General features: G+C 43.7%; 17 protein-coding genes and 1 pseudogene. 8 read left to right on the top strand and 10 right to left on the bottom strand.

Annotated features, from left to right (window positions below; genetic code table 11):
* The first annotated feature begins 15 nt into the window (after positions 1-15).
* From ompR to H5123_RS08240, 3 genes are all read left to right on the top strand, one after another.
* Entirely contained in the window at positions 16-741 is a 726-nt protein-coding gene (gene ompR, locus H5123_RS08250; protein WP_182697654.1) for a two-component system response regulator OmpR, read from the top strand.
* Between the two features lie 3 nt (positions 742-744).
* Complete coding sequence (gene envZ / locus H5123_RS08245) at positions 745-2,076, top strand: two-component system sensor histidine kinase EnvZ (protein ID WP_124018222.1); 1,332 nt, start codon at positions 745-747, stop codon at positions 2,074-2,076.
* Between the two features lie 124 nt (positions 2,077-2,200).
* Positions 2,201-4,156 (top strand): methyl-accepting chemotaxis protein, encoded by a 1,956-nt coding sequence (locus tag H5123_RS08240; protein ID WP_182697653.1) that lies wholly within the window; start codon positions 2,201-2,203, stop codon positions 4,154-4,156.
* Between the two features lie 81 nt (positions 4,157-4,237).
* Here the strand turns inward: H5123_RS08240 and H5123_RS08235 are convergent, their stop codons facing one another.
* From H5123_RS08235 to H5123_RS08225, 4 genes and pseudogenes are all read right to left on the bottom strand, one after another.
* A complete protein-coding gene (locus tag H5123_RS08235) occupies positions 4,238-4,711 on the bottom strand; it encodes a peroxiredoxin (RefSeq protein ID WP_124018220.1) in 474 nt (157 codons plus the stop codon).
* A gap of 30 nt (positions 4,712-4,741) precedes the next feature.
* Positions 4,742-5,254, bottom strand: coding sequence for a DUF2937 family protein (locus tag H5123_RS08230; RefSeq protein WP_124018219.1), 513 nt, complete (start codon positions 5,252-5,254; stop codon positions 4,742-4,744).
* An 89-nt stretch (positions 5,255-5,343) separates the two neighbouring features.
* Positions 5,344-5,514 (bottom strand): annotated as a pseudogene (locus H5123_RS20615) (LysR family transcriptional regulator); the annotation flags it as partial.
* Between the two features lie 124 nt (positions 5,515-5,638).
* Positions 5,639-6,535, bottom strand: a complete 897-nt coding sequence (locus H5123_RS08225; protein WP_124018218.1) for a LysR substrate-binding domain-containing protein — start codon at positions 6,533-6,535, stop codon at positions 5,639-5,641.
* Positions 6,536-6,684: 149 nt separating this feature from the next.
* Here H5123_RS08225 and H5123_RS08220 point away from each other — a divergent pair, with 149 nt between their 5' ends.
* A complete protein-coding gene (locus H5123_RS08220; protein ID WP_182697652.1) occupies positions 6,685-7,131 on the top strand; it encodes a DoxX family protein in 447 nt (148 codons plus the stop codon).
* A gap of 45 nt (positions 7,132-7,176) precedes the next feature.
* On the top strand, positions 7,177-7,872 hold the full coding sequence (locus tag H5123_RS08215) for a pirin family protein (protein ID WP_182697651.1): 696 nt from the start codon (positions 7,177-7,179) through the stop codon (positions 7,870-7,872).
* Positions 7,873-7,940: 68 nt separating this feature from the next.
* Here the strand turns inward: H5123_RS08215 and H5123_RS08210 are convergent, their stop codons facing one another.
* The 3 genes from H5123_RS08210 to H5123_RS08200 are packed head-to-tail and all read right to left on the bottom strand — an operon-like array spanning position 7,941 to position 10,123.
* On the bottom strand, positions 7,941-9,530 hold the full coding sequence (locus H5123_RS08210) for a PepSY domain-containing protein (protein ID WP_182697650.1): 1,590 nt from the start codon (positions 9,528-9,530) through the stop codon (positions 7,941-7,943).
* 15 nt (positions 9,531-9,545) lie between these two features.
* Entirely contained in the window at positions 9,546-9,803 is a 258-nt protein-coding gene (locus H5123_RS08205; protein ID WP_182697649.1) for a hypothetical protein, read from the bottom strand.
* A gap of 2 nt (positions 9,804-9,805) precedes the next feature.
* Positions 9,806-10,123 (bottom strand): hypothetical protein, encoded by a 318-nt coding sequence (locus H5123_RS08200; RefSeq protein WP_124018213.1) that lies wholly within the window; start codon positions 10,121-10,123, stop codon positions 9,806-9,808.
* Between the two features lie 677 nt (positions 10,124-10,800).
* On the opposite strand from H5123_RS08200, the gene H5123_RS08195 reads away from it, so the two are divergent.
* The 3 genes from H5123_RS08195 to H5123_RS08185 are packed head-to-tail and all read left to right on the top strand — an operon-like array spanning position 10,801 to position 14,884.
* Positions 10,801-12,099 carry a cytochrome c gene (locus H5123_RS08195; protein WP_124018212.1) on the top strand — a complete coding sequence of 433 codons (1,299 nt, stop codon included), beginning with the start codon at positions 10,801-10,803 and terminating at the stop codon, positions 12,097-12,099.
* Between the two features lie 18 nt (positions 12,100-12,117).
* Entirely contained in the window at positions 12,118-12,597 is a 480-nt protein-coding gene (locus H5123_RS08190; protein WP_101084828.1) for a (2Fe-2S)-binding protein, read from the top strand.
* A complete protein-coding gene (locus tag H5123_RS08185) occupies positions 12,581-14,884 on the top strand; it encodes a xanthine dehydrogenase family protein molybdopterin-binding subunit (protein WP_182697648.1) in 2,304 nt (767 codons plus the stop codon). The genes H5123_RS08190 and H5123_RS08185 overlap by 17 nt, the downstream gene beginning before the upstream one ends.
* Positions 14,885-14,989: 105 nt before the next feature.
* Here H5123_RS08185 and H5123_RS08180 read toward each other — a convergent pair whose 3' ends face one another.
* Genes H5123_RS08180 through H5123_RS08170 form a run of 3 tightly spaced genes read right to left on the bottom strand, consistent with a single transcriptional unit; the run spans position 14,990 to position 16,695 of the window.
* Positions 14,990-15,130, bottom strand: coding sequence for a hypothetical protein (locus H5123_RS08180; RefSeq protein WP_165870184.1), 141 nt, complete (start codon positions 15,128-15,130; stop codon positions 14,990-14,992).
* A gap of 33 nt (positions 15,131-15,163) precedes the next feature.
* Positions 15,164-16,309, bottom strand: a complete 1,146-nt coding sequence (locus H5123_RS08175; RefSeq protein ID WP_124018210.1) for an HlyD family secretion protein — start codon at positions 16,307-16,309, stop codon at positions 15,164-15,166.
* A 2-nt stretch (positions 16,310-16,311) separates the two neighbouring features.
* Positions 16,312-16,695, bottom strand: a complete 384-nt coding sequence (locus H5123_RS08170) for a DUF3302 domain-containing protein (protein WP_124018209.1) — start codon at positions 16,693-16,695, stop codon at positions 16,312-16,314.
* Positions 16,696-16,804 lie beyond the last annotated feature (109 nt).

The raw sequence follows: 16,804 nt of genomic DNA, 5'->3' as shown, positions 1-16,804 counted from the left end.
TTTAAAGGATATGTCATGGGCCAAGAAACCTCGAAGATTCTCGTTGTCGATGACGACATGAGATTACGTTCATTATTAGAACGTTACTTGATAGAGCAAGGCTTCCAAGTTCGTAGTGCTGCGAATGCAGAACAAATGGATAGATTACTTGAGCGCGAAAACTTTCACCTTTTAGTACTTGATCTGATGCTACCCGGTGAAGATGGTTTATCGATTTGTCGCCGCTTGCGCCAACAAGAAAACCCTATTCCGATTGTGATGTTAACCGCCAAAGGCGATGAAGTAGACCGAATTATCGGCCTAGAACTGGGCGCCGATGACTACTTACCAAAACCCTTTAACCCGCGTGAATTATTAGCGCGCATTAAAGCGGTAATGCGTCGTCAAATAATCGAAGTCCCTGGAGCACCAGCTCAACAAGAAGAAATGATTGAATTTGGTGAGTTTTCACTAAATCTTGCCACCCGTGAAATGTTTCATGGTGATGAAAGCATTGCCCTAACCAGCGGTGAATTTGCAGTACTTAAAGTGCTGGTTAACCACCCTAGAGAGCCATTATCGCGTGACAAGCTGATGAACCTTGCTCGAGGGCGTGATTATTCGGCACTTGAGCGTTCTATTGATGTGCAGGTTTCACGCCTACGCCGTTTAATTGAGAAAGATGCTGCTAACCCACGCTATATCCAAACGGTTTGGGGCTTAGGTTATGTATTTGTCCCCGACGGCACCACACGTAAATAAGTCATGGAACTTAAGTTAAAATGGTGGCAACGCTTTTTACCCCGCAGCGCTTTTAGCCAGACCGTATTGTTGATTGGCAGTTTACTGCTGATCAATCAATTGGTGTCTTATTGGTCTGTCGCCGTTTACTTTATCAAACCCAGTTATGAACAAATTAACCAACTGATCGCCCGCCAAATCAATATTTTATTTGTCGATGGTGTTGATGTTGGCCGTGAACATCTCACCATGGTTGATGCCTTAAATGCCAAAGTGCGTGACGACGGCATGACAGTTTATAATCTTAAACAAGCTCAAGAAGCGGGACTGAACCAAGCCACTTATTACAGCTTTTTATCTGAGCAAATGTCGGTATATCTGGGCGGTGAAGCTGAAGTGCGTTTTTCGCAAGGTGAAAAACTCAATGTGTGGATTAAGCCACCACAAGCACCGACGTTATGGATTAAAGTGCCGCTGAGCAGTATTAACGAGTCAGATTTATCGCCATTAACGCTGTATTTATTAGTTATTGGTGGGCTCAGTGTCGCCGGAGGCTGGTTGTTTGCACGGCGACAAAACAGACCGTTAAAACGACTGCAAAAAGCTGCCGTCGCGGTATCTAAAGGTGATTTTCCGCCAACGTTACCATTAAGCGGCTCTACCGAGATTGTTGAAGTAACTCATGCATTTAACCAAATGGCCAACAGCATGAAGCAACTTGAGCAAGACCGTGCCTTACTGATGGCAGGAATTTCTCACGATTTACGCACTCCGTTAACCCGCATTCGCTTAGCATCTGAAATGATGGTGGAAGATGATCAGTATCTAAAAGAAGGCATAGTCACCGATATTGAAGACATGGATGCGATTATTAACCAATTTATTGCATACATTCGTAACGACCAAGAAGGCGTTCGTGAGCCTGACCAAATCAACCGCTTAATCCAAGAAATTAGCCAACAAGAGTCACATCGTGAAGAAACCCTCGAATTATCATTAGCCGATTGTCCTGACATCGCCATTAATAGTGTAGCGATCAAACGGGTGCTGAGTAATTTGGTTGAAAATGCTTTCCGTTATGGCAATGGCTGGATAAAAATAAGCTCTTATCATCAAGGTAATACAGTATGTTTTAGTGTTGAAGATAATGGCCCCGGCATTGATGAAACTAAAGTCGAGTCACTGTTTCAACCCTTTACCCAAGGCGACTCAGCTCGTGGCAGTGTGGGCTCAGGCTTAGGTTTAGCCATTATTAAGCGCATTGTTGATCGTCATCATGGCAATATTCAATTGTCTAATCGCCCCCAAGGCGGCCTGAAAGCACTAGTATCACTGCCGATAATCGATAAAAACTAATATCACTAAACTGATGTTATGACCTATTTTCGGCCTATCTTAAACAACCTTCACTGCGCAACACAAACTGTAACATTAGTGCCATAAAATACACATAATGGTCTTTCTGTTAAGTTTGGATAGCATGAAAATATCAACTTTATCCCTCGGTGCATCGGCATTATTATTAATACTTGCAGCCTTATTAGCGGCAACAGTGCTATGGAGTAACCAGCAACGACAAGTGAGCGAACAGCTCAATCAAAATTTACAGCAAATCCAACACACCTTTCAGTTCGATGTACGCAATAATATAAGTAACTACCTACAAACTGGGCAAAGCAACTACCTCGAGCAAGCGCGTACCGATATTGTAGGTATCACCAACAGCATTAACCAATTACATCAGGCACATCCGCAGCTAGATAGCACCTCGTTAACTGAGTTAATGACCCAGCTGATCAGCGACTTAGACACTAAATATCGTGCTGCTGGCAAACTAGCAGGTAATCCACGTCAATTGTTAGCATTTGCTGAATCAGAAATGCTCAACTACGCTCGCAGCCTAACCCGCTATGCTCAATCGGCCCCACAAGACAACAACGATGCTCAGCAATATTTAGCGCTTACGCTGGAATTACCCAGCTTGGTTTATCAATTATCACAGCTAACCCAAACCTTACTAATAGACCAAGATACGGGCGTAATCAACAGTGTTAACTTCTCTATAAGTGCGCTTAATACTTGGCATGATGATTTGCAAAAACTGCCATTATTAGGCATTTACCGCACTGAAGAAGTCGATGAGTTTGCCTTAGGTGATGATGAGCCCGAGCGAGTTGAAATTGGCGAAACGCCTCGCTCAGAATTACTCAGCTTAACCCAGCGCTACAGTAAAGAGGTAGCCAATACCAAGCAAATGCAAACCGATATTCAAGCGGTACAAAAGGCGCTAATGAATGCGACTAGCCAAGTCGAGCAGCAATTAGTGTCTCTGGCCGATATACAGACAGCAACTGACCAACAATTAAAGCGCAACTTACAATGGTTGCTGTATAGCATGGTGACCTTGCTGGCACTGTTTTCGGTGATTTATTTAATCTTACAACAGCGCAGAGTTGTGGCGCCGTTAAAACGCTTAAATCGTGCTTTTTCTATGTTAAGTGAGTCCAACCAACGTGAACCGCTACCCGTAACAAGCCAATGTGAGACAGGCCAAATTGCGGCGCATTTTAATCGACTACTGCAACGATTTGAGCAAGAGGATGAGCAGCAAAAACACAATTTGACTCAAGTGTCGCACTCATTAAGCGAATTAGTTGCCAGAATAGGCTCATTATCAAATAGCACCCAGCAAACGCAAACCGTGGTGCAGCAAGCACAAGGGCAAACCGCTGATTTAATTGCGCTAGCCGAATTAGTAAACCGGTCGTCTAGCGAGTTAACGGACAGCGCCCAACAGACCATGAATGACATGCTAGCCAGCCAGCAAGAAGCGCAAGGTGTGTTGACGGCAACCGAAAATACTCTGACGACAGTCAACCAATGTAACCGTTCGCTAACCCAGCTAAGTACCTCTGTCGCTGATGCCGCTAAAATTGTTGATGTGATTGGTAATATTGCCGATCAAACTAACTTATTGGCACTCAATGCTGCTATTGAAGCCGCAAGAGCGGGCGAACAAGGCCGTGGATTTGCGGTCGTAGCCGATGAGGTGCGTAACTTATCTCATCGAACTCAGTTATCGCTTAAAGATATTATGGCGATATTGACCCAATTAACGACCTCTAATGCTGCGCTCAGTAGCAGCGTTAATGACATTAGCCAAGCATCTGAACAACAAAAAATACGCGCGCAAAGCTTGTTAACAGTGGCTAAGCAAGTACAGCAACAAGCCAGTACTATGGCAAAGAGTGCCAGCCAAGGCAGTGAACACGCTAACCAACAAGTGCATCATCTTGATGAGTTTGTAGCAGCCATGGACAATTTACTCCAGCGGGCAAAGCATGCCTTTGAACAAAGTGAGACCATTGCATTAGAAGTGAGCAACAGTGTCGATAATATCGAACAAAACTTGGGGATTGGTGCGAGTAAGGTTTAAACCTCTAACAGGCTTTTCAAATGTAAAAAGGGTGCCACATTAGGCACCCTTTTGTCATATCATCAAGCTGTTATTAACAGATTATAGTGCAGCCATTACCGCTTCTGCAGTGCTGACTTCAAATGACTTACCTTCTTCAACGTTCAGTAAAGTCACCACGCCATTGTCAATGACCATTGCATAACGTTGTGAACGAATGCCACCAAAACCTGCGGTATCCATTTCTAAGCCTAATGCTTTAGTAAAGCTGGCATCACCATCTGCAAGCATCATCAATTCAGATGCATTTTGCGCTTCGCCCCACGCTTTCATAACGAATGCATCATTTACAGCAACACAAGCAATAAGATCAACACCTTTAGCTTTGAACTCGTCAGCTAATACAACAAAACCAGGCAAATGCGCTTCTGAACACGTTGGGGTAAATGCACCCGGCACGGCAAATAAGACCACTTTTTTACCGGCAAATAATTCAGTTACATCATGGTTAACCATACCGTCTTTAGTCAGTTGGCTTAGGGTAGCTTTTGGAAGAGATTGTCCTTTAGCGATCATAATATTTCCTTAACAGTTAAATAAGAAGGGTTATCTTGGCGCCAATACTTTACGGCAGCCCAAATATAGAATAGATAATACTGATTCACATAGAATCGAGATCAATAGTCCTAACAACATACCTACCGCAATGGCTTCTGGCTTTAGCAAAATAACATGCGAATAGTTTTGCCATACTTCAGCCTGAATGTCTGTTTGCGGTGCGAGAAACACTTGCTGGTAAGGACTATAACTATGTTGACGAAAACGAGTTAATGCATCAGTTAGTAGTACATAACGCTGGTAGATAGACTCAATACTCTCACCACCAGCACTGAACACTGGGTCGTTATTCTGTCGATAATGACGGATCAGTTTATTGATATCACCACCAAAAAAACGGTCGGCGTCATGCTGAAATTCACCCAAACTCTGCTTCGCCTCTAACTGATGCGCTTCTAGGCGTTGGCCGTATTGGTCAACAAATCCGGGAACTTGAATGCCAATCAATACGCCACAAACAAACAGCACTAAACGAAGGTAGTCCATTAAATGTTTTATCATGATGTCATCGGTTACGATAAAAATAAATTCACAAACACCACAATATCACCTCTCAGTTAACTAAGCATCTTGTATAAAGGGATGTTAATTTACAAGGTTAACCTTGGCTGAATAAACTCAATAAATACCGAGATCCGCCTAGCCACTATTGACGACTTATAATACACAGCATTAATTTGTTCACGTTCTGTTGCGATGATTTTTTCATTCATGAGCATTGGCACTAATCGCCCTGCGGCGAGGTCATTTTTAAACAGAAACACCACCAACGGTCGATCGCTGTTAATAAATCCAATACCGCCATAAGATCTGCTGTTACGGCATAAAAAATACACCAATAATAATACTCAAGGAGCTAGCACTAAGTCCCTGAGTATCGTTAATCTAATTTAACCCCCAGTCGGCGTTAGGTAAATGCTCCACAAACCAGTCAAAAGCGCGACCTTGATGATCTTTATGCCAGGCAAGATACAAACTCTGATTTGGCCTTGGAATTGAACATTTTTTTTCAATTAATTCACCACTGTCAAAGTAGCATTGCACCATATGCTTAGGTAAAAAACCAATCCCGAGCCCTTGCAGTTGGGCAGCGATCTTGGTTTCCATGGTGTTCACTTTAATCACCTGCTTACTTTTAAACAGGCCACTGCTGCGTGTCGGCAAAACTTGTGCGGTATCAGCAACCACCACTGAAGCGTATTCAGTAAGCTTGTCAGCTTCTAACACGCCATCAACAAACGCCAATGGATGATGCGGTGCTACTGCAAATACAAATTCAATTTCACCGATTTTATGGGTTTGAAATACGCCTCGAGGTAACTCGCCAGATGCACCAATGACAATATCGGCACGGCGACTGTGTAATGCATCCCAGCCTCCGCCGACGGCTTCGACATCGATACTAATGTCGACTGAATGATCTAATTGGTTAAATTGCTCAATCAACTGAAACAATGGTGCTTGAGGAATGACAGTATCGCGCGACAGCCGAATTTCGGTTTCCCAACCTGATTCTAACTGCTGCACTGAATCAATCAACCGATTGGTGGCGAGTAAGATTTGCCGTCCTTGTTCCAGCACAATTTTGCCTGCCGGCGTCAGCTGGGCTTTTTGTTTTGTTCGGTCAAATAATGCCGTGCCCATATCATCTTCAAGTTTTTTGATGGTATAGGTCAATGCTGACGGAACCCGATACAGTGACGCGGCCGCAGCAGCAAAACTGCCTTTACGCTCTATGGCGTCTAGCGCCCTTAATGCATCAATCGTAATGGCATGGTGCATGGCTAACTCCATATTCAATTATTTTGAACTATTAGCTCAGTTTATTCCGATTTTTTATTCAATCAAGTCTCAATATACTCATTATCAATCGGTGAGACCTACTCACAACAGTATTTATATTATGTTTAAATTTATTGAGGATAACTATCATGAAAGCACTAATCAAAAATATCACTCGCTCTACCGCTGGTTTCAGTACCTTGGCATTACGTGTACCAGTTGGGATTATTTTTATGGCTCACGGTGCACAGAAATTGTTTGGTTGGTTTGGCGGTTATGGTTTAGAAGGCACAGGACAATGGATGGCATCGATAGGCATGGAACCTGGCGTATTAATGGCGTTTATGGCTGGCAGTGCAGAGCTTTTCGGTGGCTTGTTCATTCTATTAGGCTTACTGACTCGTCCAGCTGCGGTGGTGTTAGCGTTCACTATGGTCATCGCCATTGCTAGCGTACACATCAGTAACGGTTTATTTATGGCCAATAACGGTTATGAATTTGCGTTAGCACTGTTGGCTATCACAGTGTCACTGGCAATATCGGGTTCAGGCAGAGTTGGGATAGATAACGCCATTGCCACGAAATTAGCTAAGTAAGCCAAGCTTATATTCTGTATTTAGATCACGCTTTAGGAGCACATTATGATTACATTACGACTTGCAAGTGAACGCGGTAAAGCTAATTTTGGCTGGTTAGACAGTAAGCACAGCTTTTCATTTGGTAGCTATTACGATCCAGAGCACATGGGCTTTTCAGCGCTACGCGTCATCAATGATGACAGCGTCACTCCAGGTGCAGGATTTGCTACTCATGGTCACCGTGACATGGAAATTATCAGCTACGTACTTGAAGGCTCTATCGCCCATAAAGACAGCGAAGGCAATGTTGAAGTATTGCCCGCTGGGGAATTTCAATTGATGTCAGCGGGTAGCGGTATTAGTCACAGTGAATACAATGCATCAAAAACTGAATCACTGAAGTTTTTGCAAATTTGGATCCAGCCAAATACCTTAGGTAACACGCCTGGATACCAACAAAAAAACTTTGCTCAAGCAGTAGGACTAACGACGATAGCTACGCCAACGGGTGATAAAGGTACCTTGCAAATCAAGCAAAATGCGACATTGTCACAACTGATTCTGGCGCCTAACTCTGAAATAACCTATCAGGTCGCTGTTGGACGCAAAGTATACGTGCATCAGGTGGCTGGAGAGCTGAGTATTGATGAGCAAAATCTGAGTGCAGGAGACGGTGCTAAACTCACCGACATCACCACTGTGACCTTGGTTAATCCAGCGGACACTCAGTCAACAGCACTGATTTTTGATTTGCCCTAGATCAGCCTAGTTAATGATTAAGCCTGTGATAGTGTTGTTCACAGGTTTAATCAATTTATATCAATCCATTATCCATTGGCAGCTGTGATATTTTTAGCCATTGTTGGCAGCGAACAAGGTGATACTCTTAACTGACTAGCGGTCCATAAACACACTGCTGTTATCAGTATCATGCCGACTTGGATGCCGATGACGCCATGATAACCACCTTGCCATAATGCTAATATTTGCTCAGAAAACAACAACCAATCTGCCACAAAAGTGATGACTAATATGCCACTGGTGAGTAACAGCAACTGACTGATATGACGCTTAATATCACTCACTTTTAGACTGTACAACATGACGGCCAACAGTGACGTTACAAAACAACCCACCAGCCATTCTCCTCGCCCTATTAAGGCTGTGGGTAATAGTCGTTCACACAAAAAACCAACTGCTGTCGCCACAATAATGCCACAACAGCCGCCAATCGTCATGGCAGTTACGATAGCAATACTGCGTGCAGAAGACTGGCGCTGAGCACTGCGTTTATTAATCCATAGCATATTGCCTGTCACAATCATGGCACTGATAGCTAGCGCCAAAATAAAGTACAAAATACGGATATCTAAGCCTGCAAAGTTACTAAAATGCAATGTCACTAATACATCTCTACCTTGACGAAACACATTGTAATTATCGGCATTAACCTTATCCATCACAGTGCCGTCCTGAACCCGATAGGTCACTTCATCTCGTTGGGCAAAATTAACCGTGTCGGTTCCACGTACTTGTACCAGAGCATTATCGGCGCCGTAATGGTGGAAAATAATATTCCGTAATTCAAAATTCGCTTGCTGTGTAGTGTGTTCAATTAAGGTAAACGCATTGCTCATATTCAGTGGCATTTCACTGCGAGGTTCGCTGCTACGGTTAAAACCGGCATCATTAAACAAAGCTTGTCGATCGCCCTGATAAATAAACACCACAAAAGCCAGCTGAAACACTATGGCCAAGTTAAGGATCAAGCCACTCAACGCATACATCAAAGTAAAAGGTAGTGTCATCACCCCAACAACAGTATGAAGATCAAGTAATTTATCCCGGCGTTGTTTGTCGACACGATACAAAAAGAAATGTTTCAGTAATTTACGCGCATGGATAAAAATACCCGAGACTAACGCAAATAGAAAAATCAGCGTCACCACACCAATTAAATAACTGCCGCCAGGCAGATCAAGGTTGTAATGCAGGCGGTAAATAAATTGTGATAAATAAAAGTCATCCTTATCAGCCACAGTTTCACCGCTTTTAGGATCAACCAGTATCGCCATTGACTGAGATGCTGATTGTGGATCGTCTCTCACTTTGTCAAAGTAAAAAATATAATAAGGTACTAGCTGGGTCGGCATATTAATCCGAAAACGGCCAGTTTGATCCATTGGGTATTCAGCCCTTTTTTGCTCGACAAGTTTTGCTAAAGGAATATCAACTTGAGTAGGATCAATTGGATGATGCGGGGTGACGGCCCATTGAGTGATCTCATCGTGAAATAAGGTTACGGCTCCAGCCCAAAAAACCAAAAATAATAACGGTGAAATAATTAGTCCAAGCCAGCTATGGGCTTCGATAAGATTTTTAATGACCTTGTGCTTAACGGGATAATCAGACTTCATTGAGGTATTCATGACTTAAGTTTGAGAAAAAAATAACAACGCATTGATAAGGTTACTGGCCATAAGCCATTTTACACATACGACACTGGCCGCCTTTGCACTATTGCGGCTATAACAAAATGTCATCACCCCAACCCACACACAAAAACCCAGCATTAGCCCCACAAATAGTTTTACATCAACAGCAGCCGGCAATATCCGAAAGACGATGAGCATTAAACTGATGGCCAGTACTAATCCCCATAAAAATGCAGCAACAGATTTAGGCCACATGGTTATTTAACCCCAATAAGGAGGATACTGACAAACAATGCAAAGCCTAGCGAACTGACCCAGATGCTTCGACCTTTATAGTGCGAGGCCACCAGCACCAGCAATATCCACATGGTCATCATGCAAATCAGCACCACTAAACTGGCAACTAATACACTGTATGTATGACTAAATCCCCACACAGAAAATAACACCGCTAAACAGCACAAGCTCCAAGCCAATAATTTAGGGAAAGGCAAACTAATAAGCTGCTGTTTGTCAGATGCCAAATAGGCAAACAAACAACCAAGCCATAAAGAAGAGACACTGACAAGTTCCATTTGATACAATCCTAGGCCGATTAACGCAAATGATAATGATTTGCATTAATTATCCTAAATGTACTCGGTTATTACAAGTAGAATGTCAATCAGGCTTAATAATAACTCTGGATCGGCAATCTAAAAGCGCTTTATCCACTTAGCGATACCATTGCCACAATGGTATATCTAGGTGAAAGGCTGAGTTGCTAAGAGAATTACCGCCTTGAAACAAGCCACCTTAGAGGTAATCACATGGTTACGACCTTATATAACCATGGAACAAGTCAGTCATAGGCAAATGAAGGCTGCATAATATATAAAGGAGTAAGTCAGAAAATAGGGGGGGGTTAAGACCGCACGTCCACTCGCTCATCAATCTTGTTGTACCTGTCACATTTGTCATAGAACGCTATGATTAACGCAACATAGAGTAAACCTAAAAAACGGTTAACTAACATAAAATTAACTATAATATTTTTTTTACCGTACTCAATGTTACTTATCAGCACAGTGCTGTATTATTTTATTCTAATGCAATACAAGATCCGTCATTATCAATGCTGGACAAAGGGCTATCCCTTGCTTAGGATTAATATTTGACCAATCACAATAATAATACAAAGTCGAACAGGGAATGTTAAATGAGATATTCCCTTCTCTAATATCATTTTTTATTTAAAATAAGGCAATGTTATATGCTAAAGCGCATCGTTTACGGCGTATGTGGCGCAGCTATTGTTGGATTAGGTATATTCAGTATATATGCTTGGCACCCAGCAATTGATCCCGTCGAACCTACTCAAACAGATTACTCTCCACACGTTATCGAACAAGGTAAAGTCTTAGCCGCAGCAGGCTATTGCAGTACTTGTCATACACCACCTGGTGGCACCGCCTATGCTGGTAACTATGAAATGCATACTGACTTTGGCACCATTTACTCAAGTAACATCACTCCTGATGTCGAAACAGGCATTGGTAGCTGGTCGCAAGCCGCTTTTGCTCGAGCCATGCGCACTGGTGTGAGCCGCGATGGACATCATTTATTGCCTGCGTTCCCTTATGAACACTTTAATAAAATGACCGACGATGACATAAACGCGATTTACGCGTACATCATGACGTCAGTTCCGGCAGTTAACCAAGCCAAAAAAGACAACGGTATTCCATTTCCACTCAACATCCGCTGGTTTCAAGCGGGTTGGAAACTGCTGTTTGCTGACACCCAACCTTTTGAGATCAACAGCCAGCAATCTGCAGAATGGAACCGTGGGGCTTACTTAGCTGAAGGTATTGCTCACTGTGGTGCATGTCATACACCACGTAATGCGTTGGGCGGCGAAAAATATGCACAAATGTATCAAGGGGCTGCCATTGATGGCTGGATAGCACCATCATTAACATCAACGAGTACTTCACCTCTGCCATGGCGCGCGCAAGACTTTTACGAATATCTTACTACTGGTAACTCGCCTTACCATGGTAGTGCGGCAGGCCCAATGGCGCCGGTTATGCACAAAGGTCTGTCAGCTCTACCTGACAGTGACATAGAAGCCATTAGTGGATACTTTGCTGAGATTGCCGGTACCAATAATACCGACGAGCCTGACTCAAGTAGCACCTTACAGGCAGCAATAGCGGCACAAGATCAACAACCAGATCAGCGGATTGATCAAGGTGCACGTTTATATGCGACGGCTTGCCAAGCATGCCACTACAACAGCGACCAATTAGTGAAAGGGCGACCATTGATTACTATTGGCTCAGCAACACATCTTAATGATCCAAGCAACCTAATTAACGTAATACTGGATGGCGTACGCAGCGACCAAGGGATTAGCGGCGTTGTAATGCCAGGATTCCGCGATGCACTTAACGATGATGATATTACCGCAATAGCAGCCTATTTGCGTCAAGCAGCTGGGGAAAACACCTGGCCAAAACTACAACAAAAAGTGGGCGAGATCCGCAATCAACCCCGATTTGAGCACTAATTCACTGGAGAAGTGACAATGGCAAAATTTATTTTAAACGGCAAACCGATGACTGCCGACGTAGAGAGTGATACTCCTCTACTGTGGGTTATTCGTGATGAACTGGACATGACAGGCACTAAATTTGGCTGTGGTATTGGTACCTGTGGTGCCTGTACCGTCCATGTTGGCGGCCGAGCGACACGTTCGTGTATAACCCCGATATCGTCAGTTGAAGGAGCTGAAATCACCACGATTGAAGGGCTTTCTGAAAAGGGCGATCATCCATTGCAAATTTCTTGGCAAAAACTGCAAGTACCACAGTGTGGTTACTGCCAGTCGGGCCAAATTATGCAAGCTGCAGCACTACTAAAAGACATTCCAGAGCCTTCAGACAAAGACATTGACGCTGTGATGGGCGGAAACTTATGTCGTTGTATGACCTACGTTCGTATTCGTAGCGCCATTCATGAAGCAGCAAACGCAATCAAGGAGAGCAACGATGAGCAGACTGCCTAAACGTGGATCGGCTGGGATAACCCGCCGCGGTTTTTTAATTGCCATGACAGCGGTAGGTGTCAGCTTTGGTTTTCCTCGCCATTTAATGGCGGCAATGGATCCGGCTAGCCCTGACGGTAAAGTATTACCAAGTGAAGGCGACATTTACGAACCGTCTTTATGGTACTCAATCGATACCGCCGGCAAAATTAAAGTCAACATTATGCGCTCAGAAATGGGCCAACATGTCGGTACTGCTATTGCTCGTATTCTTGCTGATGAACTAGAAGCTTCATGGGATGATATTGAAATTATCCATGTCGACAGTGATCCACGCTGGGGTTACATGGTTACGGGTGGCAGCTGGTCTATTTCGCAAAGTTGGCCTGTGTACCGTCAAGCAGGTGCTGCTGGTCGTACAGCGTTAATTGAAGCTGCGGCTAAAAAATGGGGCATCGCTGCAAAAGACTGTAAAGCCAGTAACGGTAAAATTATCTCAACTAAAGGCGAGCTATCTTACGGTGAATTAGTCACCATGGGCTTAACGCGTCAGTTTACTGAAGAAGAACTGAAAACCCTGCCGCTGAAACCTAATGCCGATCTTAAACTTGTTGGTCAACAGGTAACGTCTCTTGATATCGCCAACAAAACCAATGGTAAAACCATCTTTGGTATCGATGCGAAAGTTGATGGCATGGTGTACGCCAACCCTATTCTGCCTCCTACACGTTATGGCTCCAAAGTGGTTAAGTTTGACGACTCTGCAGCAAAAGCAGTAAAGGGTTACCAACAAACTATCGTACTAGATGATGCCAGTGGCAGTGTGCCAGGATGGTTAATGGTTATCGCCAGCAGCTTCAATGCGGCCCAAAAAGCCTCGAAGCTGGTAAAGGTTACATGGGATGCGGGTAAAACGGCCAACGTGTCTGAAGCAGACATCATTGCTCATGGTCAAAAATTACTTGGCGATCAAACCAAAGGCAGTATTTTAGACACGGGCAATGCTGACACTGAGCCAGCATTTGCCAGTGCCAAAAGCACTATTGCAGAAGAATATATCACCAGTACGGTATTACATGCGCAAATGGAACCGCTTAATGCCTTGGTATTTAAAAACCAAGACGGTATATGGGAAGTGCATTCAGGTTGTCAGTGGCAATCACTTACCCTACCCGTATTAGCAACAGCATTAGGTGAAGAAGAAGCTAACATTGTTATTCGTAGCTACATGTTAGGCGGCGGCTTTGGCCGCAGACTTAACGGCGACTACACCATTCCAGCGGCGTTGACCTCTAAAGCATTAGGCGGTAAACCGGTTAAAATGGTGATGATGCGTCCACAAGACATGTTATTTGATAGCGCGCGTTCTGCATCAGTTCAACAGCTAAAAATGGCATTTGATGACAAAAAAGCGGTTACCGCAATGGAACATCACGCAACAGCAGGTTGGCCAACTCAAGTATTAGCCCCAGGATTTATGCCTAAAGGCACCAATGGTGAACCGTATGATCCGTTCTCGATTGCCGGCGCAGACCATTGGTACACTGTTGGAGCTCAAAAAGTACGTGCGGTATCCAATGATCTTGCGATTGCGACCTTCAGACCAGGTTGGTTACGTTCAGTTGGACCAGGTTGGACAGGTTGGGCTGTTGAAAGCTTTATGGATGAAGCGGCACATCACGCGGGTAAAGATCCATTGCAGTTCCGCCTAGACATGCTTATTGCCGAAGGCCGAAATGCTGGTAGCACACCCGTTGCTGAAGGTGGCGCGGCTCGCCAAGCCGCAGTACTTAAGAAAGCTGCTGAGATGATTGGTTGGGGTACTCCACAAGCCAAAGATACAGCACTTGGAATTGCATCAACCTTTGGCCAAGAGCGTGACATGCCAACATGGGTATCGTGTGCAGTACAAGTTCATGTCGACAAAAGCAACGGTATTGTCAATGTTCAGAAACTGTATATAGCTATCGATGCTGGTATTATTGTTGACCCTAATGGCGCTGAAGCTCAGTGTCAGGGCGCGGCATTATGGGGATTATCGATGGCCTTGTATGAAGGTACTGAACTGCTTAATGGTCAGTATAAAGACTCAAACTTCGATACTTATACCCCGCTGCGTTTAGGTCAAACGCCAGACGTTAAAATCGAGTTTATCCCGAGCAAAATGCCACCCTCTGGATTAGGTGAACCGGCGGTAACTCCTGTTGCGCCAGCGATTGCCAATGCAATCTACCAAGCAGTTGGTGTGCGTTTACGTAAAATTCCGATGAAACCTAGCGACGTGAAAAGCGCGTTAACTAAAGCATAATTTATCTGCACTAACAGCCCAGTCTTTATCATAATGACTGGGCTTTTTTATACCCATTTAACCTCATCATTGCCATTGCTTGAACTAATGAATCAATCACTTAATTTATACCAACACGATAAAGAAGTTATCTAAGGCAATCAGCATTGCCAGCATATTGCGGACCACTATAGAGGATGCTGTCGGTAAAAAGTCAGGCGGTTGATTGCGCCAAATACGGCAACAGAAACCAAGTACAGCAAACACAACCTTTAAACCATAAACCTCATAAAGCCAAGGTTAATGCCCTTCAGTAAACAAGTAATTTAACCAACCCTGCATTCTTAGCAATACCTTTCGCATTACCGCTACATGGCTAAAATGATCTGTATAAATGGCCACTTGCCCTGCTACACCGGCGGGTAACGATTGTCTTAGTGCATCATCTTCGAGCTCAATCAACACCAATACTCGACCACGTTGAAACAACTTATTTGATGAGAGTAAATTACCGCTATATTGGATCTCACCTTCGGCCATTGCAGGGAGGATTTTGGCAACTTTGCCTTGAAACACTTGCCCAGGCATGGCATCAATTATCACTTCAGCTTCATCGCCTTCTTTAAGACGTAATAATGAGTTTTGCCAAAAAGCGCCAGCAAAATATCTCGTCTCATCTGGAATAAACGTCAGTGCTGGGCGCAAAGGTAAAGGCACAGCCATAGCGCCTTTTCGCAGCGCTAATTGAGTCACAACACCATCTGCAGGCGCTCTGATGACTGTTTGCTGCAAGTCATATTCAGCCTTGGCGAGTTCAGCTTGTAGGCCTGCTACTTTGGTGTTTACACCATCAATATTTGACTCATATGCCAAACGAGTTCGCAGCCCCTCAGCTAAAGCGCCATCAAGTTGCGCTGATGAGGCTATGTATAACTGGCGACGATTGTCGAGCTCAAGCTCAGTAAACGGTGAATTACGCCCCGCTTTTTTGCGACCGTCTTCATAACGACGATAAGCTGATTCAGTACGATCTTTATCTGCTGTTGCTTGTTCAACTTTAGCCGTCGCTATTTGAAAAGCGGCTTCCAATTGTGGCACTTGCAGCTCAGCTTCTTTTAGGGCCGCTTGTTTTTGCTTAACGATTGAAAGGTAAGGTGTAGGGTCAATTTTAAATAACACCTCACCTTCTTTAACTGGTGTGTTTGGCTTAACATTGACTTCGATAACTAATCCTTTAACCACAGGCACAATCGGAATAGTGACAAAATACTCGCGGGCAAACTTCGAATAAGGGTGGTTGTAATTCATTAACATTAATAACGCACCAATTAATACAATGCCGCCGAGAATGGCTGTTGGCACTGTCCATTTAGTTAATGGAATTTTAAAGACTTTAAAAACTGCGATACAAAATGCGGTATAAGTCAGTATGAGTAGTAAGTCCATGCTTATGCCTCTTGTGAGTGTTCACCTGAAACGGCAGGAGTCGTAACCACAGAACGTTGCTCCAATAGCGACAAACGTTCCGTTAGCGCAGTGACATGATTCATTAGTTCTTTAACTTCACCTTCGAGTATCAATTCTCGCTTTCTCGAATCACTAAACCCCCAACCTCGATCTTCTCGATATAATGTGGCCCAAATCCATAAAAAAGGCCAAATAGCATGCAAAGTAAATAAGCTTACCCAACCAGCAATATGCAGTGCATCTTGCTGTGGATGATTACGTTTTTTCGCAATCTCATAGGGGATATCATGAATCGCAATAATTCCGTAAAAAATAAATATTGCTACAAAAAATAAAATCCCTAGCGCAAAATAATCTAAAAACATATCTCCTCCTAATATCGATTTTTTGTCATCAAAGTGTCTTTGCTTGAATAGACAGTGAAGCCAATTTCAGTATAGAACTGATTAAAAAAAATACATTAAAACTATTGAA

The sequence above is a fragment of the Shewanella sp. SR43-4 genome, assembly GCF_014163845.1.
Taxonomy (GTDB): domain Bacteria; phylum Pseudomonadota; class Gammaproteobacteria; order Enterobacterales; family Shewanellaceae; genus Shewanella; species Shewanella vesiculosa.
The sequence above is the reverse complement of the archived record's forward strand: the minus strand, read 5'-3'. Positions and strand labels throughout refer to the sequence as shown.